Below are 19,308 nucleotides of genomic sequence, written 5' to 3'. Positions count from 1 at the left end.
CATTGTTGATGTCGTGTGCGTGGCCGGACGGGCCACGGTGTTTCTATAAAGGCTTAAGGGGCGGCGCTATCGGCCTCGGCCACCACGCCGCTGGGGTCGGTGGTGCCGGCGAAGTCGATCAGCAGGCTGACGTTACCCATCAGCGGCAACCGTTTTTCGTAGGCAAAGCTGATCTGGGTTTCTTCACCGTCGCGGGTGAAGACCAGGTCCTGGCCGCGTACGGCCTCGACGTCGTTGATGCTGGTATGACGGTTGAAGGCTTGCTGCATCTCTCGGATGCTGCCGCCGTTGCTCTTGACCTGAGCGATCCCGGACTTGATCGCGCTGTACTCGATATAGGCCGGGACCATGCGCATGGCGAAGATGCCGGCCACGCCGATGATGGCCAGCGCCCCGATCAGGCCGGACAGGGAAAGTCCAGCTTGCTTGTTCAACAGCTTCCTGCGATCCATGCGCGCCCCTTGTTATTGGATACCGCCGACACGTTTCGGATTGCTGAAGTTCATCCAGACCACGAAGGCCTTGCCGACGATATTGCGATCAGGCACGAAACCCCAGTAACGGCTGTCCGCGCTATTGTCGCGATTATCGCCCATCATGAAATACTGCCCTTCCGGCACCACGCAGGTGAACTTCTCGTAGGTGTATTCGCAGTTTTCACGCAGCGGGAAATTGTCCACGCTGCCCAGGTCGATATTGCGCTTGTCGGCCGTGTTCAGGATGCGGTGCTGGGTCAAGCCGCCCGGGCTCGGCAGTTTTTCGACGAACTGCTTGTGGTAGATCGGATGCTGGTCGTCCAGGTAGTCGTCCAGCGCCGTGTACTCGACCGGCTTGCCGTTGACCGTCAGGCGCTTGTCCTCGTACGTGATTTTATCACCCGGCACGCCAATGACGCGCTTGATGTAATCCTGGTTCATATCTTTAGGATACTTGAACACCATCACGTCGCCGCGCTGGGGATTATTGATCTGGATGATTTTTTTATTCACGATCGGCAGGCGGATGCCATAGGTGTACTTGTTCACCAGGATGAAGTCGCCCACCAGCAGGGTCGGCACCATCGACGACGACGGGATCTTGAACGGCTCCCACAAGAAAGAGCGCAGGATGAACACCAGCGCGATCACCGGGAAGAAGCTGCCCGAATACTCGATCCAGGTCGGCTGGCGCAGGTGGGCCTGCTCGATCGCCGCGCGGTTGCCGTTGTGGTCGACCTTGATCCCATCCGCGACCAGCTTGGCGTTGCGCGTATCGTACTCGCGCAGGGCGGCATCGGCGGCGCGGCGCCGTTGTTTCGCCAAATAGAATGTGTCCAGGCACCAGATGATGCCAGTGATCACCATCAAGACGAACAGGATCAGGGCAAAATTGCCCAGGATGGGTTGCAGGTTCATTATTTATCTTCCACCTGGAGAATGGCCAGGAAGGCTTCTTGTGGAATCTCCACCGAGCCAACCTGCTTCATGCGCTTCTTGCCGGCCTTTTGTTTCTCCAGCAGCTTTTTCTTACGCGAGATGTCGCCGCCATAGCACTTGGCCAGGACGTTCTTGCGTAGCGCCTTGACGTTTTCGCGCGAGATGATGGTGGCGCCGATGGCAGCCTGGATCGCCACGTCGAACATCTGGCGCGGGATCAGTTCGCGCATCTTGGCCGCCACCTGGCGTCCGCGGTAAGGCGCATTGGCGCGGTGCACGATGATGGCCAGGGCGTCGACTTTTTCGCTGTTGATCAGCATGTCGACCTTGACCACGTCGGCCGCGCGGTTCTCCTTGAACTCGTAGTCCATCGACGCATAGCCGCGCGAGGTCGACTTGAGGCGATCGAAGAAGTCCAGCACGATCTCGGCCATCGGGATCTCGTAGTGCAGCTTCACCTGGCGGCCATGATAGGCCATGTCCATCTGGATGCCGCGCTTGCCGTTACACAGGGTCATCACCGCACCGACGTACTCTTGCGGCATGTACAGGTTGACGTCGACGATCGGCTCTCGCACTTCGTTGATCTTCGACGGTTCCGGCATCTTCGATGGATTGTCGACGCGGATCATGGTGCCGTCGCGCATCTCGACCTCGTACACCACGGTCGGCGCCGTCGTGATCAGGTCCATGTCGAATTCGCGCTCCAGGCGCTCCTGCACGATTTCCATGTGCAAGAGGCCCAGGAAGCCGCAGCGGAAGCCGAAGCCCAGCGCCTGCGAGACTTCAGGTTCGTACATCAGGGCGGCGTCGTTCAGCTTCAGCTTTTCCAGCGAGTCGCGCAGCGCGTCGTACTGGTTCGCTTCCACCGGGAACAGGCCGGCGAACACCTGCGGCTGCACTTCCTTGAAGCCTGGCAGCGGCTCCGGCGCCGGACGGCTGGCCAGGGTCACGGTGTCGCCCACGCGGGCGGCAGTCAGTTCCTTGATGCCGGCGATGATGAAGCCCACCTGGCCAGCGGTCAATTGCGGCAGCGACACCGAGCGCGGAGTGAATACGCCGATGTTTTCCACCAGGTTCACCGACTCGGTGGCCATCAGGAGGATTTTTTCTTTCGGGCGCAGGGTGCCGTTGACCACGCGCACCAGCATCACGACGCCCACATACGGGTCGTACCAGGAGTCGACGATCAGGGCCTGCAGCGGCGCATCCGGGTCGCCCTTCGGAGGTGGCACCTTGGCAATCAGGGTTTCCAGCACGTCTTCCACGCCCAGGCCGGTCTTGGCCGAGCACACGGTGGCGTCGGCCGCGTCGATGCCGATCACGTCCTCGATTTCTTTCTTGGCGTTGTCCGGGTCGGCGTGCGGCAGGTCGATCTTGTTCAGGATCGGCACCACTTCCACGCCCAGGTCGAGCGCGGTATAGCAGTTGGCGACCGTCTGCGCTTCCACGCCCTGCGAGGCGTCGACCACCAGCAGCGCGCCTTCGCAGGCCGACAGCGAGCGGCTCACTTCGTACGAGAAGTCGACGTGGCCCGGGGTATCGATCAGGTTCAGGTTATAGACCTGGCCGTCGCGCGCCTTGTACGACAGCGCCGCGGTCTGGGCCTTGATGGTAATGCCGCGTTCGCGTTCCAGGTCCATCGAATCGAGCACTTGCGCGTCCATTTCGCGGTCCGACAGGCCGCCGCACAGCTGGATGATGCGGTCGGCCAGGGTCGATTTGCCATGGTCGATGTGGGCGATGATGGAGAAGTTACGTATGTTGTTCATTAACAAAGCTCAAAACCAGAAAGGCCGCGAAAGGCGGCGATTACGACGAAATATGGCGCACTGCGTTGCAGGACGAACGGGCCGCGCAATACGAAAAAGCGCTGCGTCGGGGGCCGTGCCGGTCCCCAGGCGAGCGCCTTGGAATTCTTGGAAGGTTAGACATCACCGCTCCGACCCGGCATTTTACCGGATTTCGAGCCAGAAAGGCCGGTTTCCAGAGGGTGGCTCAGGACGCGTGCTGGGCGAGGTAGGCCCGCACCGCCGCCTCGTCCAGGAAGTAATGGCATAGCTCGGGCTGGGCCGGGTCGCCGTACAGCACCGGCACCAGCTCGTCGAACCGCGCCACCAGCGCCGGGTCGGCGTCGACGTCGAGTACGGCGACGTCGAACGCCTGCCCGGGCGGCTCGAGCGCGCGCAGCGCCGCCAGCATGTCCTCGCACAGGTGGCACCAGCTGCGCGAATACAGGACAAAGCTTGGGCCGAACTGCGTCGGCATACTCCCCTGCTGCGTCACTGGCGCGGCTTGAGCGTGATGTACTGGGTGGTCTCCTCGCGCTGCACCAGCAGGGCCACTGCCTTCGATTTGTCGTGCTTGGCCAGCAAGGCCTTGAACTGCTCGACGCTGGTGATCGGCGTATTGTTCCACTGCAGCACCAGGTCGCCGGGCTGGATGCCGGCGCTGGCGGCCGGCCCCTGCGCTTGCTCGACCAGCAGGCCGTGGTCGATGCCCAGCTCCTTGCGATCGGCGGCCGGGATGTTCGACAGCTGCAGGCCCAGCGCATCCGGGGCGACGCCCGGCGCCGGTTTCTTCGGCTGCTGGCGGCCCTGGGTCGGACGCTCCTCTTGCAGCTCCACGATGGTGACCGGCACCTCGACCTGGGCGCCGCGGCGCCAGACGGTGACGCTGGCGCGGCTGCCCACTTTCGAGGCGCCCACCAGGCGCGGCAGGTCGCCCCGGGATTCGATCGGCTGCTTGTTGAAGGCCAGGATGATGTCGCCGACCTTGATGCCCGCCTTCTCGGCCGGGCCACCCGGCTCGACCATCGAGACCTCGGCGCCGCGCGCCTTGCCCAGGCCCAGCGATTCGGCCACATCGCGCGTGACGTCGCTGATCTGCACACCCAGGCGGCCACGGGTGACCTTGCCGGTGGCCTTGAGCTGGTCGGACACGCGGATGACCTCGTCGATCGGCACGGCGAACGAGATGCCGTTATAGGCGCCCGACAAGGTCGCGATCTGCGAGTTGATGCCGATGACTTCGCCACGAAGATTGATCAGGGGACCGCCCGAGTTGCCGGGATTGACCGCGACGTCGCTCTGGATCAGCGGCAGGTATTCGCCAGTATCGCGCGCAGTGGCGGAGATGATGCCGGCGGTCACAGTATTCTCGAGGCCGAACGGCGAACCGATGGCCAGCACCCACTCGCCGACCCGGATCTTGCTGGAGTCGCCGGTGCGCAGGTAAGGCAGATTCCTGGCCTCCAGCTTCAGGACGGCGACGTCCGAACGGGCGTCGGCGCCCAGCACCTTGGCCTTGAACTCGCGCCGGTCGGAGAGCGTGACCGTGACTTCGTCGGCGCCCTCGACCACGTGGGCATTGGTCAGCACGAAGCCGTCGGCCGAGATGATGAAGCCGGAGCCCACGCCGCGCTGCACTTCGCGTTCTTCTTCCTGTTGCTGCGGGCCGCGCCGGCCGCCGCCGCGCGGCACCATCTGGCCGCCGAAGAAGCGGCGCAGGAATTCCTGCATCTCTTCCTCGCCCGCCGCACCGCCGCGGGTGCGCACGCGCTCGGTGGTGCGGATATTGACGACGGCCGGCCCCACCTTGTCGATGACGTCGGTGAAGTCGGGCAAGCCGGAGACGTTCGGGGTGGGGACGGGGGCGGCGGCGTGGACGGGTTGGATGAATGCCGTGGCGCCGGACACGAGCAGCGCCGACAGGAGCAGGCTGGCAGTTTTACTGGTCATGGATTCGCTATCGAATGGCTAAGATTGACTGAATGGTAAGCCAAATTATGCGCTTTGTCGCGCCATGCCAGCCGCGTATCGCCTACGTCCGACGGAAGAGAGATGGAATTTAAGCCTGGGATAAGGATGGCCGACCGGGAAGTCAGGAAGAAGCGGTCTTGGCGAGCACCGCCGCCAGGCCGGTGGACTCGGCCGCGACGCCCGCGCGGCGCAGCGGCGGCGGCTCGCTGGCGAGGCGCTCGGCCAGGCGCGCGCGGAATTCGGGCGACAGCGCCGGCGCGGCCGTCTCGCGCAGCGTGTCGCCGATCAGGTGATACAGATCCCAGGCCTGGTGGCCGTCGCTGCCCTGCAGCGCAGCCAATGCCAGCTCCAGGTCGGCGTCAAGCAGGGCGCCATCTTTCAGCGCAGAAATCTGCTCGCGTAATTTTCTATTGGTGTCCATCGGTGGTTCCATCGACGTCGGTAGTGTTCAATATGTGCTGTGTTCGTACGATCCCGCTACCTACCGACGTTTGTCAACCGGGAAATCGAGTAAAGGGCGTAATTTCTCGGCAATGACTTCGCGCGCCCGGAAAATCCGGCTGCGCACCGTACCTATTGGACAGGCCATCACTTCGGAGATTTCCTCATAGCTGAGTCCTTCGATTTCGCGCAAGACGATCGCCGTACGCAGTTCGAGCGGCAATGCCTCCATGGCCGCGTTGACTGTATGGGCGATCTGCTTACTGGCGAGCATGGATTCAGGTGTATTAATGTCGCGCAAGCTGTCTGCATCATCGAAGCCTTCGGCGCGTTCGGCATCCGTCTCGGTCGAGGTCGGTGCGCGCCTTCCCTGGGTGACCAGAAAATTCTTGGCAGTGTTGATTCCTATTCGATAAAGCCACGTATAAAAAGCCGAGTCCCCGCGAAAATGGCGCAGGGCCCGGTATGCTTTGATGAAGGTCTCTTGCACCACATCTTCGGCTTCGGCCGGATCGTGGACGAGACGCGACACCAGGCGCATCAGGCGACGCTGGTACTTGGAGACAAGCAAATCGAAAGCCCCCTGGTCCCCGGCCTGGACGCGCTCTACCAGCAACTGATCACACTCGCGTTCTGTCGTCACGGACCATGCCCCATTGGCGACCCTCTCGCGAGAAGCACCGATCTACTCGTGCAACGTAAATCGGTACATCCTTAAGAGTTGGCCCCCTGCAATAAGTTCACACTGTTTTGTATCGGTATTGTTGCAACCCCATTGGCCAGGGCACGCACGGCCACCGCCAGCGCGCGGTACTGGCCGGAGCCCACGGCGTCTGGCAGCAGCACCAGCGGCCAGGTCGCGCCGTCCTCGGCGCGCAGGCGCAACACGATGCAGCAAGGCCAGACCGTGGCGCCTTGAAGCAGCGTCATGGCTGGGCCCGGCCCCGGAATCGCGGCCGCCGGCCCGCCTTCCCCCAACTCCTGTTGTACCGTCAGGCGTAGCTGCCCAACTCCAGAAATATCAATTCGGCGCACCGTTGCAATCGAGTGCAAAATCGCTGTGGAATGTGTGAGGAGGCGGGCCAGCGATAGCGCGGCCAGCAGCGGCGCGCATGCGACAGCGCCGCCGAATGCGAAGCGCTCAGGCAGCAGCAGGCCCACGGCCAGGGCGGCCGCGCACAGGGACGCGCAGAAGGCGGCCAGCAGGCAGCGCAGGCGACGCGACGGCGCGATGACGGCGGACACCGCAAGCGACATGGAGCAAAGGATGAGGGACAGGATGGCGGGCGGAGGAGGATCCTCTACCGCCAGCACCGGCCTGCCACCACGAACGGGCGGCAGGCCGGGCTGTTGGAAGCGCCCATCCCGTTAGACCGGGATGGGGCAAAGTGGTTCAGACTTTAGCGAAGATCAGCGTACCGTTGGTGCCGCCGAAACCGAAGGAGTTTTTCACCGCGTAGTCGATCTGCATCTCGCGCGCCGTGTTGGCGCAGAAGTCCAGGTCGCACTCGGGATCCTGGTTGAAGATGTTGATCGTCGGTGGCGACACCTGGTTGTGGATCGCCAGCACGGTGAACACCGATTCCAGGCCGCCGGCGCCACCGAGCAGGTGACCGGTCATCGACTTGGTCGAGTTCACGACCAGGTTCTTGGCATGGTCGCCAAACACGCGCTTGATGCCCTGCACTTCAGCCTTGTCGCCCAGCGGGGTCGAGGTGCCGTGCGCATTCACGTACTGCACCTGGTCGACGTTGATGCCGGCGTTGTTGAACGCGTTGACCATGCAACGCGCCGCGCCAGCACCGTCCTCGACCGGCGAGGTGATGTGGTAGGCGTCCGCGCTCATGCCGAAGCCGATGACTTCAGCATAGATCTTGGCGCCACGCGCAACGGCGTGTTCATATTCTTCGAGCACCATGACACCGGCGCCCTCGCCCAGCACGAAGCCGTCGCGGTCGCGGTCCCATGGACGCGAAGCGGTCGCCGGATCGTCGTTACGGGTCGACAGCGCGCGTGCCGAGGCGAAACCGCCCAGGCCCAGCGGCGACACGGTCGACTCGGCGCCGCCCGCGATCATCACGTCGGCATCGCCGTACTCGATCAGGCGCGCTGCCGCGCCGATGCTGTGCAGGCCGGTGGTGCAGGCGGTGACGATGGCCAGGTTCGGGCCACGCAGGCCGAACTTGATCGAGAGATCGCCCGAGATCATATTGATGATCGAGGCCGGCACGAAGAACGGCGAGATGCGGCGTGCGCCGCGGCTTGCGTATTCTTCCTTGGTCGCTTCGATCATCGGCAGGCCGCCAATGCCCGAACCGATCACCACGCCGATGCGGTCCGCGTTTTCTTCGGTGACTTCCAGGCCCGAATCCTGCAAGGCCTGGATGCCGGCTGCCATGCCGAAATGGATAAAGCTATCCATGTGGCGGCCTTCTTTGCCCGGCAGGTAATCTTCGACGACGAAGTTCTTGACCTCACCAGCGAAGTGGGTCGTGAATGGCGCTGCATCAAACTTGGTGATGGCGGCAATGCCCGACTTGCCGGCCAGTGCCGCATCCCACGTTTCGGCAACGGTGTTACCGATCGGTGAGATGCAGCCCAGGCCGGTGACGACGACACGGCGGTTGCGTGAACGACTCAAGCGATTCTCCCAAAAACTGTAAAGCGACTACTTAGGCCTTGACGTGCGCGGTTGCGTAGTCGATGGCTTGCTTGACGGTGGTGATTTTCTCAGCCTGCTCGTCAGGGATTTCCATTTCGAACTCGTCTTCCAGTGCCATCACCAGTTCAACGGTGTCCAGCGAGTCAGCGCCGAGGTCGTCAACGAACGAGGAATCGATTTTGATGTCTGCTTCTGCAACGCCCAGTTGTTCAGCGACGATTTTTTTAACGCGTTGTTCGATATCCGACATGTTGTAGCTCCATTAAGGTATGTGTTGCGGAAAGTGCGCGCATTTTATCAGGTTTGCGACCCGAAAAACTATTTTCGGCGACTGCGGCTATTTCGCCGGAAAGTCCTGCTAAAAGTCCGGATTGCGCTCCAATCGGGACCGGCTGGCCGGGGCCGATTGGAACGCGATCTTTATCTATTTATTACTTTACTGATTAATTCATGTACATGCCGCCATTCACGTGCAGCTCGGTGCCCGTGATGTAGGCGGCCGTTGGTCCGGCCAGGAAGGCGACCGCATGGGCGATGTCTTCCGGCTGGCCAAGGCGGCCCAGCGGAATCTGGGTCAAGAGGGCCTCGTGCTGGCCTTCGCCCAGCGACTTGGTCATGTCGGTGTCGATGAAGCCGGGGGCCACGCAGTTGACGGTGATGTTGCGGCTGCCGATCTCGCGCGCCAGCGCGCGGGTCATGCCGGCCACGCCGGCCTTGGCGGCGGCATAGTTCATCTGGCCTGGGTTGCCGGCCGCGCCGACCACCGAGGTGATGCTGATGATGCGGCCGGCCTTGGCCTTCATCATGCCGCGCAGCACGAGGCGCGACAGGCGGCCGACGGCGGTGAGATTGGTGGCGATCACGTTGTCGAACTCGTCGTCCTTCATGCGCATGGCCAGGTTGTCCTGGGTGATGCCGGCATTATTGACCAGGATAGCCAGGCTGCCGAAGCCCTTCTGCACGTCGTCCACGACTTCTGCGCAGCGGGCCGCGTCGAGCACGTTCAGGACCACGCCCTTGCCGCCGAATTCGGCCAGGTAGTCGGAGATCGCCTGGGCGCCCGACTCGCTGGTGGCGGTGCCCACGACCTTGGCGCCCTGGCGCGCCAGTTCCAGCGCGATGGCCTTGCCGATGCCGCGCGATGCGCCGGTAACGAGGGCGACTTGGTTCTGCAGATTCATAGATTGTTCCTTTTATCGGGTTATTGCATCGATGCCAGCACGCGCTCCAGCGCAGCCTGGTCGACCAGCGCTTCGCCGACGAGGTTCGCGTCGATGCGCTTGGCCATGCCGATCAGGGTCTTGCTCGGTGCGCATTCGATGACCTGGGTCACGCCGTCGGCCGCCATTTTCTGCATGGTCTCGACCCAACGGACCGGACCGGCGGCCTGGCGCACCAGCGCGTCCTTGATCTGCTCGGGATCGTTCAGCACGGCGACGTCGACGTTGTTGATGACGTCGATTTGCGGAGCAGCAAACTTCAGCTCCGACATATAAGTACGCAGGCGGTCGGAGGCCGGTTTCAGCAGCGACGAGTGGAACGGCGCCGACACCGACAGTTTCATGGCGCGCTTGGCGCCCTTGGCCTTGGCGATCTCGCAGGCGCGCTCGACAGCGGCGGTATGGCCGGCGATCACGATCTGGGTCGGCTCGTTGAAGTTGACGGCTTCGACCACTTCGCCCTGCGCCGCTTCGACGCAGACGGCGCGCACGTCGTCGGCCGAGAGGCCCAGGATGACGGCCATGCCGCCCTGCCCGACCGGCACCGCGTCCTGCATCGATTGCGCGCGGAATCGCACCAGCGGCACGGCGTCGGCGAACGGGATCACGCCGGCCGCCACCAGGGCCGAATATTCGCCCAGGCTATGACCCGCGACCACATTCGGCACCGGGCCGCCGGCCGCGATCCAGGCGCGGTAGACGGCGACCGCGGCGGTCAGCATGACCGGCTGGGTATTGGTGGTCAGGTCCAGGTCTTCTTTCGGACCCTCGGCGATCAGGCGCTGGAGGTCGAAGCCCAGGGCGTCGGACGCTTCTTGCACCGTCTGGTCGACAACCGGGTTACCGGCGAAGCCGTTCAGCATGCCCACTGCCTGGGCGCCTTGTCCGGTGAACAGGAATGCGAATTTGCTCATCGTTGTTTTCCGTAGTTTTGTTGTTCTTGGAGGCGAGGCCCGGCGCTTACATGCGCGCCAGCACCGCGCCCCAGGTGAAGCCGCCGCCCACGCCTTCCATCAGGACGTTCTGGCCCGGCTTGATGCGGCCGTCGCGCACCGCCTGGTCGAGCGCCAGCGGAATCGAGGCGGCCGAGGTATTGCCGTGTTCGTTGACGGTGACGACCATCTTCTCGAGCGGCAGGCCGAGTTTCTTGGCGGTGCCGTTCATGATGCGGATATTGGCCTGGTGCGGCACCAGCCAGTCGACCTGATCGGCGGACACGCCGGCGTGATCCAGCACCTCATGCGCGACTTTTTCCAGCACCGATACCGCCAACTTGAACACCGCCGGGCCGTCCATGTGCAGGAAGCCGCTGCCGGCGACCGCGCCATTGGCCAGGTTGCCCGGGATCGACAGGATGTCGGCGTGGCTGCCGTCGGCGTGCAACTTGGCGCCGAGGATGCCCGGCTCGTTCGAGGCTTCGAGCAGCACGGCGCCGGCGCCGTCGCCGAACAGCACGCAGGTGGTGCGGTCGTTGAAGTCGACGATGCGCGAGAACACCTCGGAGCCGATCACGAGCACCCGCTTGTGGTTGCCGGCGCGGATGAAGGCATCGGCGGTCGAGACCGCGTACACGAAGCCGCTGCACACGGCGGCCACGTCGAAGGCGGCGCTGCCGTTGGCCATGCCCAGCTTTTGCTGGACGATGCAGGCCGTGCTCGGGAAGCTGCCGTGGAAATCGGGGGTGGAACTGGCGACGATCACCAGGTCGACGTCGGCCGGGGACTTGCCGGCCATCTCGAGCGCGCGGCTAGCGGCGTGCACGGCCAGGTCGGACGACAGTTCGTCGGCCGCGGCATAGTGGCGCGCCTCGATGCCGCTGCGGGTGACGATCCACTCGTGCGAGGTCTCGACGCCCTTCTCGGCCAGTTGGGCCGCCAGCTGTTCGTTGCTGACGCGGTTGGCTGGCAGATAGCTGCCGGTGCCGGTGATTTTGCTGTACATGCTCATTGCTTCACCATCCTGCTGGGTTATTGTGCCTGGCGCTGGCCGTCCTGCACGGGCGCCGCAGCGGTCGCGGGAGCAGTGGCTGGAGCCGTTACCGGGGAGCTAGGCATCAGTTCGGCGATCAGGGCCGACAGGTGCTCTTGCACATTATTGTGCGCGGCATCGTAGGCGCGCTTGATCGCCCACTCGAAGGCATAGGCATTGGCGCCGCCGTGGCTCTTGAAGACCAGGCCTTTCAGGCCCAGCAGGCCGGCGCCATTGTAGCGTTCCGGATTGAGCTTCTTGAGCGACTTGCGCGCCAGCAGCGCGCCCAGCATCGACAGGATGCTTTCCTTGAACACGCTCTTGACGAAGCGCGACATGCCTTCGATCGTTTTCAGGGTGACATTGCCGACGAAACCGTCGCAGACGACGACGTCGACCGTGCCCTTGAAGATGTCATTGCCTTCGACATTGCCAAAGAAGTTCAGTTTGCCACGTTCGGCATCGGCGCGCAGCAGCACGCCGGTGGCTTTCACCACCTCGTTGCCCTTGATGTCTTCGGTGCCGACATTCAGCAGGCCAATGGTCGGGCGCGGAATACCCTCGATCGCCGAGCACAGCACCGAACCCATGATGGCGAACTGGTGCAGGTGATCGGGCTCGCAGTCGACGTTGGCGCCGAGGTCGAGGATATAGGTCGGCGCGCCCTTCTGGTTCGGGATGATCGAGCAGATCGCCGGGCGGTCGACGCCGGCCATGGTCTTGAGCACGTAGCGCGAGACAGCCATCAAGGCGCCGGTATTGCCGGCCGAGACGCTGGCGTGGGCGCTGCCATCCTTGACGAGCTCGATCGCCACGCGCATCGACGAATCCTTCTTGCGGCGCAGGGCGACTTCGACCGGATCGTCCATCGCGACGACTTCGGAGGCGTGCTTGATGGTCAGGCGCGGGTGTTTGTCCGCATGATGCTTCTTGAGTTCTGCGCGCAGCACATCCTCGACGCCCACGAGCACGAGCTCGGCGTCAGCTTGCTTTTTGAGGAAGGAGATGGCTGCCGGAATGGTAACTGAGGGGCCGTGATCGCCGCCCATGCAGTCAATGGATATTTTAATTGTCATTTGTTGGAGATGCCGCGGCTCACACAGGACGGGCGGCCAGAGGGGATCGGGGCGTGGCGCACATGCGCACGGGATCCAGGCTGTTCAACATGACGGCGGTGCCAGGGATGCAGCCGGTTACTGAGCAGATGCCAAAGAAAAAGCGGCGCCACGCAGATAACATACGTTGCGCCGCTTTCATGATACTAAAAACCAGAACGTCGATTACTCGTCGTTCTTGGTCTTCAGGACCTTGCGACCACGGTAGAAACCGTTTGGCGAGATGTGGTGACGCAGGTGGGTTTCACCGGTGGTCGGCTCGACTGCCAGGTTAGGGGCGGTCAGGAAGTCGTGCGAACGGTGCATGCCGCGCTTCGATGGGGATTTCTTATTCTGCTGAACAGCCATGATAACTCCTAGTACAAAGTTCTAAAATTTTAACACAATCGATATGCAAAAAGGATGCAAGTCGAGTATCTCGGCGGCAAGCCCTAAGGACTGCCGACATGTTGAACGCTGCTACAACTACCGCGAATGCCATACTCGATTGCACGCGTTTGACACGTTTTTTTGCAGAATTTGGACGACATTGTTTCTACGCTGCCGCCACCGTACTGCGAATCCTGTGCTGCTGATTTTTCCTGCTATTTCTTCTTCTTAGTCCGTCTTCAAGTTCTTGAGAGCGGCGAAAGGCGACACTTTATCGGTTTTCAGGCGATCGAGCAAGCCCGTATCCGGACAAACGTCATGCCGTGGCGACTGCGGCAAGGCCAGCAGGGCCTCATCCTCGAGCAACTGGCGGATGTCGCAGGTACGGCTGCCAACGATCACGTCGATGCTTTCGTCATCGAGGATTTCCTCGATCGCATCAGCATCCTCGTCGTTCTCGCCCAGCACCAGCATGGTCGACGAATCGATCTCGTAGTCCAGAGGCTGCAGGCAACGCTGGCAGACCAGCTTGACGTGACCGGCGACCGCGAGGGTCATCGACGGATAGCCATGGCGGGTCTTGCCGCCCTGGATCGACCAGGTGATGTCGCCGCTCTTTTCCACGCTTTCGGCGGCCAGACGGGTCATCTCGACCAGGGGCGTAGCGCCTTCACGATGACCGTCGTTCTTGCAAAACTCGAAGGCGTCGATGACAAAAGCGCTCATTTAGAAAGTTACCCCGGAAAACCTGCGATAATAGCAGGCTTTTCGCGCCAGCGTCAAAAAACCGTCGTATTCCCCCGTCGTATTCTCATCAAACAGCACCATGAAACCGATGCCTTTGCTCATCCTCGCCTCGAGTTCCGCCTACCGCCACGAACTCTTGCAGCGCCTGGGCCTGCCCTTCGAGGCCGTCGCGCCCGACATCGACGAGACACCGCTGGATGGCGAAACGCCGCAAGCCACCGCCCTGCGCCTGGCGCGCGCGAAGGCGCAGGCCGTCGCGCGGCTGCACCCCGGCGCGCTGGTGATCGGTTCCGACCAGGTCGCCACGCTGGACGGGCTGCAGATCGGCAAGCCGGGAGACCATCCACGCGCCCTGGCCCAGTTGCAGCTGATGCGCGGACGCGAAGTCATGTTCCATACCGCTTTGTGCCTGTGGGATGGGCGGGTTGCCGACCCGGACCAGGCCGCGCAAGTGGAGAACGTGCAGGTGCGCGTCGCTTTCCGCGACCTGCCCGACCATGAACTCGACGCCTACCTGCGCATCGAGCAGCCGTACGACTGCGCCGGCAGCGCCAAGAACGAAGGGCTGGGCATCGCCCTGCTCGACAGCATCCAATCGAACGACCCGACCGCCCTCACCGGCCTGCCGCTGATCGCCCTGACCGGGATGCTGCGCAAGGCCGGCGTGCAGTTCTTCGGCGTCTGATCCACCATTTTCATTTCACCATGCCCGGCACCCTGTACCTGATCCCGAACACCCTCGGCCCGACCGACGCCACTCCAGGCTCCCTGAACGCCCTGCTCCCGACCCAGGTGCAGGCGCTGACCAGCAAGCTCGATTACTTCGTGGCGGAAAACGCCAAGACCGCCCGCGCCTTCCTGAAACTGATTGCGATCGACCACCCGCTGGCCAAGCCGCTGCAGGAAATCGAGATCGCGGAACTGAACGTGAACACGCCGCCGGCGGCGCTGGCGCAACTGCTGGCGCCGCTACTGGCGGGCCGCGACGCGGGCCTGGTATCGGAAGCCGGCGTGCCTGCCGTGGCCGATCCCGGCGCCGACCTGGTGCGCCTGGCCCATCAACACGGCATCGCGGTGCGTCCGCTGGTGGGGCCGTCGTCACTGCTGCTGGCCGTCATGGCGAGCGGCCTGAATGGCCAGAGCTTCGCCTTCAACGGCTATCTGCCGACCGATGCGGTGCAGCGCACCAAGCGCATCCAGGACCTGGAAAAGCGTTCGCGCAACGAGCGCCAGACCCAGCTGCTGATCGAGACGCCTTATCGCAACGGCGCCATGCTCGAAGCGTTGGCAGCCGCTTGCCAGCCCGGCACCCTGATCTGCGTGACGACCGACCTGTCGCTGCCGACCGAGTCGGTACGCACCCTGACGGCCGCCAAGTGGAAGGCCGCGCTGGCGGCCAACAAGGGGCCGGACTTCCACAAGAAGCCGACCGTGTTCCTGTTCCTGGGTCAGTAAAGCTCGCGCCAGGACTGCGGCAAAGGCTCGATCCGGTCCCCGCACTGCTCCACAGATACCGGCCGGACTGCGCGCGGCGATGCGCTACGCGCCTCGGGCGTCCACCCCGCCTGGATCTGAATGGATCGCACGGCCGCCCGGCAGTCGCCCAGTGTCCGCCCATGCCGGAACAGCGCGGCCGCCAGCGCGTGATCGCCGCGGCGCTCCAGCACCAGCCCGTAGCGATAAAAGGCGCCGCCGTCGCGTGAGCGCATGGCGGTCTCGTACAGTATGAGCACTTCGTCCGGCGCCTCAGCCTGCGCCCGGCCGGCCTCGATCAATGTCGCCAACGCCGTTTCGGCGCGTCCCCCACTGCGCCCGAGCGCGCGCCGATACAGTACGGCAGCCAGCACGTCATCCGGCTCGTTGCCGACACCCAGCTCGTAACTGCGCCCCAGGTAATAGAGACCGGCGGGATCGTCCGCCACGGCCGCGCGGGCGAACCATTGCGCACCGGGCGCCTGCGCTTCGGCATAGGCCGCCCGATCGAGCATCAGCAGGCCGAGCCGCACCTGGGCGGCGGCCAGTCCGCCTTCGGCCGACCGGGTCAGCCACTCGCGCGCCTGCTTCATATCCCGCTCGCCGGCGCTGCCATGCTGATAGGCCCAGGACAGATTGGCCTGGGCCCAGCCATGCCCCTGCTCGGCAGCCTTGGCATACCAGAAAACCGCCTGACGGCGATCGCGCGCCACGCCGGCGCCACGGTTGAGCAGCACCCCGAGATTGTTCTGCGCGTACGCGTTGCCGCCGTGCGCTGCGAGACGGTACAAGGCCGCGGCCTGCGCCAGGTCTTTTTCGAAGGAGCGGCCCTGCTCATACCAGGTACCGAGGGTGTTCTGGGCGACGGGGTCGCCCTCCTCCGCCAGCCGCTGGGTACGCATGACCAGCTCCGGATCGAGCGCCCGCGGCGGCTCCCCCGGCTTCCAGATGAACTGCGCCGCGAACCGCTTGCCTGGCGGCTTGCCCAGCGTATTCACCGCATGAAAGCTGCATGTGCGGATGCTGGCCAGCGCCGCTGCGTCCAGATCGGCCCTGCCGCTGGACACCGCGACGCGCGCGTCAGTGACCTTGCCCTCGGCGCCAACCTGGATTTCCAGCGTCGATTGTCCGCCGGCCCTTTGCGCCAGCGCGGCAGGCGGATAGGCAGGACGCGCGCAGGCGTAAAGATCGAACTTCATCGCCTGCCGAATGCGATCCTGTTCTGCGGAATCGTGGACTGAAGCGACGGCCGCGGCGGCGGCCAGGAAAAGGATGGCGACACTCATCCCTTGACTGTAGCGCCAGACGCAGCGCTACACACTCACGGAATGTCACGCATGCCGCAGTAGTTACTGCAGGGGCGGCGGGGCGTCGTTGGTCAGCTCGCGTACCCAGTCAAACGCCGCCAGCTCGATCTCGCGCACCTCGGCCACCGTCAGGCCGATCTTCTTGAGCGCGCTCGCCAACTTGCGGCCACCCTCGGCCGCCTCGAGCAATTCGGCGATGCGCAGCATGGTGCCGAAATCGCCTTCGCGCTCCAGCAGCGCCTCGCGCACGTCGTGCGCGATGTCGACGTGGGCCAGGATATCGGCCATCGGCACCGAAAACAGGGCTTCGGCCAGCGACATGATGCCGACCGTGAAGGCACGGTCGGCGCTGGCGGTGTCGCCCGGCCGCACGCGCAGGGTCATCAGTTCGAGCAGCTTGCCGCGCGTGGTGGCCAGTTGCAGCAGCGGCGACTTGAGCTCGACCCGGGCGCCGGCCGCCGTATACAGCAGGATTTGCAGCCAGCGTCCGAGCTGGCGCCGGCCGAGCTGGACCAGGGCTTGCGACAGCGACTCGATGCGCGGCCCCGGCACCGCGCGGCTGTTCACCAGGCGCAGCAGGTTCAGGCTGATCAGGGCGTCGCGCTTGACGGCGGTCTCGATCGCCTGGCTGTCGGCGTTCGAGTTGACCAGTTCCAGCAAACGCAGGATGGTGATCTCTGACGGCGTGATCTTGCGTCCGCTCAGGATCACGGGACGCGCAAAATAATAGCCCTGGAAATATTCGAAGCCGAGTTCCATGCACAGCTTGAACTCGTCGATGGTCTCGACCTTCTCGGCCAGCAGGGTCTTGCCGGTGCCGCGCAGCGATTCGACCAGCTGCGCCAGCTCGTTCGGGACGACGCCCTTGACGTCGACCTTGATGATGTCGACCAACTGCACCAGCTTGTCGAGCTCGCTCGAGTGCTCGACCACGTCGTCGACCGCGAATTTAAAGCCCAGCTCCTTGAGCTCGGCCACCCGCGCCAGCAGTTCCGGCGTCGGCTCGACGGTCTCGAGGATTTCCAGGATTACCTTGTGTGGAGGCAGGAAGCGCACGAAGTCGCTCATCAACACCACTTCGTCGACGTTGACGAAGGCGAGCTGCTCGCCCACCACCTGCTCCATGCCGAGCTGGGATGCATGCGAGATGACGGCCGCGGTTGCCGCAGCACCGTCGGTCAGCTTGGCGTCGTCGTCCTCGCCGGCCGCACGAAACAGCAGCTCGAACGCCACCAGATGCTGGTCGCGCCCGAGGATGGGCTGACGCGCAAGAAAGAAATCGTCGGACGGCACGGAGACCGCTGCCGTTGCATCGGCGTGCATCGAAAAATACTCCTGGAAACAGTCACGGCAGCGCGCCGCGCCCGGTGGACGGCACGCGCCGTCCACCTATCGGCGACTATACTACAAAAATGCTAATCTTAGCATTTCGACATCGAATCGAACGACGCCTGAATCAGCCGCGGCCGCTACCACCCTGGCGGGTGCGTCCATTGCGCGGCGCGCTCGGCGCTGCCGGACGGGCAGCGCTGTTGCGCGTGCTGCGCGGTGCGCCATCGCGCGGCCCCGTGGCTGCATCGGCGCGGGTGCGCGACGCATTGCCACGTGGGGCGGCAGTGCCGCGTGGCGCTCCATCGCGCGGTGCGCCATCGCGTGGCGCGGCAGTGCGTGGACCACCGGCGCGCGCCGGTTTCGCTGGCGCGGCCGGCGCTTCGTCGGCGCGCGGCATGCTCTGGCCCGGCAGGCGCAGGCTGCCCTTGCCCGACAGCGGGCTGGCGCGGCGCGCATTGCCGACCGGCGCCCGTGGCGTATCGCCCACAATGCGGCCGGCGGCGGCGCCGGTCACTTGCGTACCCTTCTCGATCGTGAAGCGGGCGCCGGCGTCCTTGCCCAGCACGCGCACCAGATAGGGCATGACTTCGCGCAGGATCGGCTCCAGCGTGTACGGCGGGTTCAGGATGAACATGCCGCTGCTGTGCATGCCGGTGCCGTCCGGGGTCGGGGTATTGGTGGTGAGCGTGACGTTGAGCCATTCCTTGGCCGGCAGGCGCTTGAGGCGGTCGGCGAACTGGCGCGACTCCATGCGCTGCAGCACTGGATACCAGATCGCAAAGATCCCGCTCGGGAATTTGGCCAGCGCTTCGTCGAGCGCGTCGCGCACGCGCTTGTAGTCGTCCTTGATCTCGTAGGGCGGATCGATCAGCACCAGCGCACGGCGCGACGGTGGCGGCAGCAGCGCCTTCATGCTGTGGAAGCCGTCGCCATGCTCGATCATCACGCGACGGCCGCGCGAGCGCTCGCCCTGCTCGGCCTTGTGCGCGTCGAGCTTGCGGAAGTTATCGGCCAGGATCTTGCAATCGGCCGGATGCAGCTCGAACAGGCGCAGGCGATCCTGCTCGCGCGACATCTGCTCGGCCACGTAGGGCGAACCCGGGTAGTAGCGCATCTTGCCGCTCGGATTCATGCCCTTGATGAGGTCGAGATATTCCTTCAGCGGCGCCGGGACGTCGGTGCAGTTCCACAGCGGGCCGATGCCGGTATCGAATTCGGCGGTCTTGGTCGCCTGGAAACTGTCGAGCGCATACACGCCGGCGCCCGAGTGGGTGTCGATATAGGTATAGGCGGCATCCTTCTGGTTCATGTACACGTGCAGCTGCACCTGTACAAAATGCTTGAGGACATCGGCGTGGTTACCCGCGTGGAAGGCGTGGCGGTAGCTCAACATAAGCTGGAATTCCTAAAAGAGGTTGCCGCGAGAAAGTTGGCGGCAGAATTAGGCGCCATTATCCACTACAACCGGCTGCGGCTGGGAATTCCAGTAGGGACGGCG

General features: G+C 64.0%; 21 protein-coding genes. 2 read left to right on the top strand and 19 right to left on the bottom strand.

Annotated elements, in window-relative coordinates:
* Nucleotides 1-53: 53 nt before the first annotated feature.
* The 16 genes from SOM28_RS00635 to SOM28_RS00560 form a co-directional block, all read right to left on the bottom strand.
* Nucleotides 54-434: a DUF4845 domain-containing protein gene (locus tag SOM28_RS00635; protein WP_229414796.1), complete on the bottom strand. Its 381-nt coding sequence runs from the start codon at nucleotides 432-434 to the stop codon at nucleotides 54-56.
* 30 nt (nucleotides 435-464) lie between these two features.
* Entirely contained in the window at nucleotides 465-1,394 is a 930-nt protein-coding gene (gene lepB / locus SOM28_RS00630; RefSeq protein ID WP_123067621.1) for a signal peptidase I, read from the bottom strand.
* Complete coding sequence (gene lepA, locus SOM28_RS00625; RefSeq protein ID WP_123067622.1) at nucleotides 1,394-3,187, bottom strand: translation elongation factor 4; 1,794 nt, start codon at nucleotides 3,185-3,187, stop codon at nucleotides 1,394-1,396. Before lepA ends, lepB begins: the two co-directional genes overlap by 1 nt.
* A 226-nt stretch (nucleotides 3,188-3,413) precedes the next feature.
* Nucleotides 3,414-3,683 (bottom strand): glutaredoxin family protein, encoded by a 270-nt coding sequence (locus SOM28_RS00620; RefSeq protein WP_320466846.1) that lies wholly within the window; start codon nucleotides 3,681-3,683, stop codon nucleotides 3,414-3,416.
* Between the two features lie 14 nt (nucleotides 3,684-3,697).
* Nucleotides 3,698-5,155, bottom strand: coding sequence for a DegQ family serine endoprotease (locus SOM28_RS00615; RefSeq protein ID WP_320466845.1), 1,458 nt, complete (start codon nucleotides 5,153-5,155; stop codon nucleotides 3,698-3,700).
* Between the two features lie 142 nt (nucleotides 5,156-5,297).
* Complete coding sequence (locus tag SOM28_RS00610; RefSeq protein WP_123067625.1) at nucleotides 5,298-5,597, bottom strand: RseA family anti-sigma factor; 300 nt, start codon at nucleotides 5,595-5,597, stop codon at nucleotides 5,298-5,300.
* A 60-nt stretch (nucleotides 5,598-5,657) separates the two neighbouring features.
* Nucleotides 5,658-6,260: an RNA polymerase sigma factor RpoE gene (gene rpoE / locus SOM28_RS00605; RefSeq protein WP_040776532.1), complete on the bottom strand. Its 603-nt coding sequence runs from the start codon at nucleotides 6,258-6,260 to the stop codon at nucleotides 5,658-5,660.
* 71 nt (nucleotides 6,261-6,331) lie between these two features.
* Complete coding sequence (locus tag SOM28_RS00600) at nucleotides 6,332-6,931, bottom strand: protein YgfX (RefSeq protein ID WP_320466844.1); 600 nt, start codon at nucleotides 6,929-6,931, stop codon at nucleotides 6,332-6,334.
* A 79-nt stretch (nucleotides 6,932-7,010) separates the two neighbouring features.
* A complete protein-coding gene (gene fabF, locus SOM28_RS00595; protein ID WP_123067627.1) occupies nucleotides 7,011-8,258 on the bottom strand; it encodes a beta-ketoacyl-ACP synthase II in 1,248 nt (415 codons plus the stop codon).
* Nucleotides 8,259-8,289: 31 nt separating this feature from the next.
* Nucleotides 8,290-8,529, bottom strand: coding sequence for an acyl carrier protein (gene acpP / locus SOM28_RS00590; RefSeq protein WP_005666812.1), 240 nt, complete (start codon nucleotides 8,527-8,529; stop codon nucleotides 8,290-8,292).
* A gap of 193 nt (nucleotides 8,530-8,722) precedes the next feature.
* Nucleotides 8,723-9,460, bottom strand: a complete 738-nt coding sequence (fabG, locus tag SOM28_RS00585; RefSeq protein WP_123067628.1) for a 3-oxoacyl-ACP reductase FabG — start codon at nucleotides 9,458-9,460, stop codon at nucleotides 8,723-8,725.
* A 20-nt stretch (nucleotides 9,461-9,480) separates the two neighbouring features.
* Nucleotides 9,481-10,413 (bottom strand): ACP S-malonyltransferase, encoded by a 933-nt coding sequence (gene fabD / locus SOM28_RS00580; RefSeq protein WP_320466843.1) that lies wholly within the window; start codon nucleotides 10,411-10,413, stop codon nucleotides 9,481-9,483.
* A 46-nt stretch (nucleotides 10,414-10,459) separates the two neighbouring features.
* The gene (locus SOM28_RS00575; protein WP_123067630.1) at nucleotides 10,460-11,446 is read right to left on the bottom strand and encodes a beta-ketoacyl-ACP synthase III; all 987 of its coding nucleotides are present in this window, start codon (nucleotides 11,444-11,446) and stop codon (nucleotides 10,460-10,462) included.
* Between the two features lie 20 nt (nucleotides 11,447-11,466).
* The gene (plsX, locus tag SOM28_RS00570) at nucleotides 11,467-12,543 is read right to left on the bottom strand and encodes a phosphate acyltransferase PlsX (protein ID WP_320466842.1); all 1,077 of its coding nucleotides are present in this window, start codon (nucleotides 12,541-12,543) and stop codon (nucleotides 11,467-11,469) included.
* A 204-nt stretch (nucleotides 12,544-12,747) separates the two neighbouring features.
* Complete coding sequence (gene rpmF, locus SOM28_RS00565) at nucleotides 12,748-12,930, bottom strand: 50S ribosomal protein L32 (RefSeq protein WP_005666806.1); 183 nt, start codon at nucleotides 12,928-12,930, stop codon at nucleotides 12,748-12,750.
* Nucleotides 12,931-13,179: 249 nt separating this feature from the next.
* Nucleotides 13,180-13,677, bottom strand: coding sequence for a YceD family protein (locus SOM28_RS00560; RefSeq protein ID WP_123067632.1), 498 nt, complete (start codon nucleotides 13,675-13,677; stop codon nucleotides 13,180-13,182).
* Nucleotides 13,678-13,786: 109 nt separating this feature from the next.
* On the opposite strand from SOM28_RS00560, the gene SOM28_RS00555 reads away from it, so the two are divergent.
* Entirely contained in the window at nucleotides 13,787-14,383 is a 597-nt protein-coding gene (locus tag SOM28_RS00555; protein ID WP_123067633.1) for a Maf-like protein, read from the top strand.
* A gap of 20 nt (nucleotides 14,384-14,403) precedes the next feature.
* A complete protein-coding gene (locus SOM28_RS00550) occupies nucleotides 14,404-15,153 on the top strand; it encodes an SAM-dependent methyltransferase (protein WP_123067634.1) in 750 nt (249 codons plus the stop codon).
* Here SOM28_RS00550 and SOM28_RS00545 read toward each other — a convergent pair.
* The 3 genes from SOM28_RS00545 to SOM28_RS00535 form a co-directional block, all read right to left on the bottom strand.
* Nucleotides 15,147-16,457, bottom strand: a complete 1,311-nt coding sequence (locus tag SOM28_RS00545; protein ID WP_320466841.1) for a TonB family protein — start codon at nucleotides 16,455-16,457, stop codon at nucleotides 15,147-15,149. The two genes, SOM28_RS00550 and SOM28_RS00545, sit on opposite strands and share 7 nt — an antisense overlap.
* 63 nt (nucleotides 16,458-16,520) lie before the next feature.
* The gene (locus SOM28_RS00540) at nucleotides 16,521-17,801 is read right to left on the bottom strand and encodes an EAL and HDOD domain-containing protein (protein WP_123067636.1); all 1,281 of its coding nucleotides are present in this window, start codon (nucleotides 17,799-17,801) and stop codon (nucleotides 16,521-16,523) included.
* A 133-nt stretch (nucleotides 17,802-17,934) separates the two neighbouring features.
* Nucleotides 17,935-19,203, bottom strand: coding sequence for a 23S rRNA (adenine(2030)-N(6))-methyltransferase RlmJ (locus tag SOM28_RS00535; RefSeq protein ID WP_320466840.1), 1,269 nt, complete (start codon nucleotides 19,201-19,203; stop codon nucleotides 17,935-17,937).
* Between the last annotated feature and the right edge of the window lie 105 nt (nucleotides 19,204-19,308).

The sequence above is a fragment of the Massilia sp. CFBP9026 genome, assembly GCF_034045165.1.
GTDB lineage: Bacteria > Pseudomonadota > Gammaproteobacteria > Burkholderiales > Burkholderiaceae_D > Telluria > Telluria arenae.
This window is presented reverse-complemented; position numbering and strand designations above follow the sequence as displayed.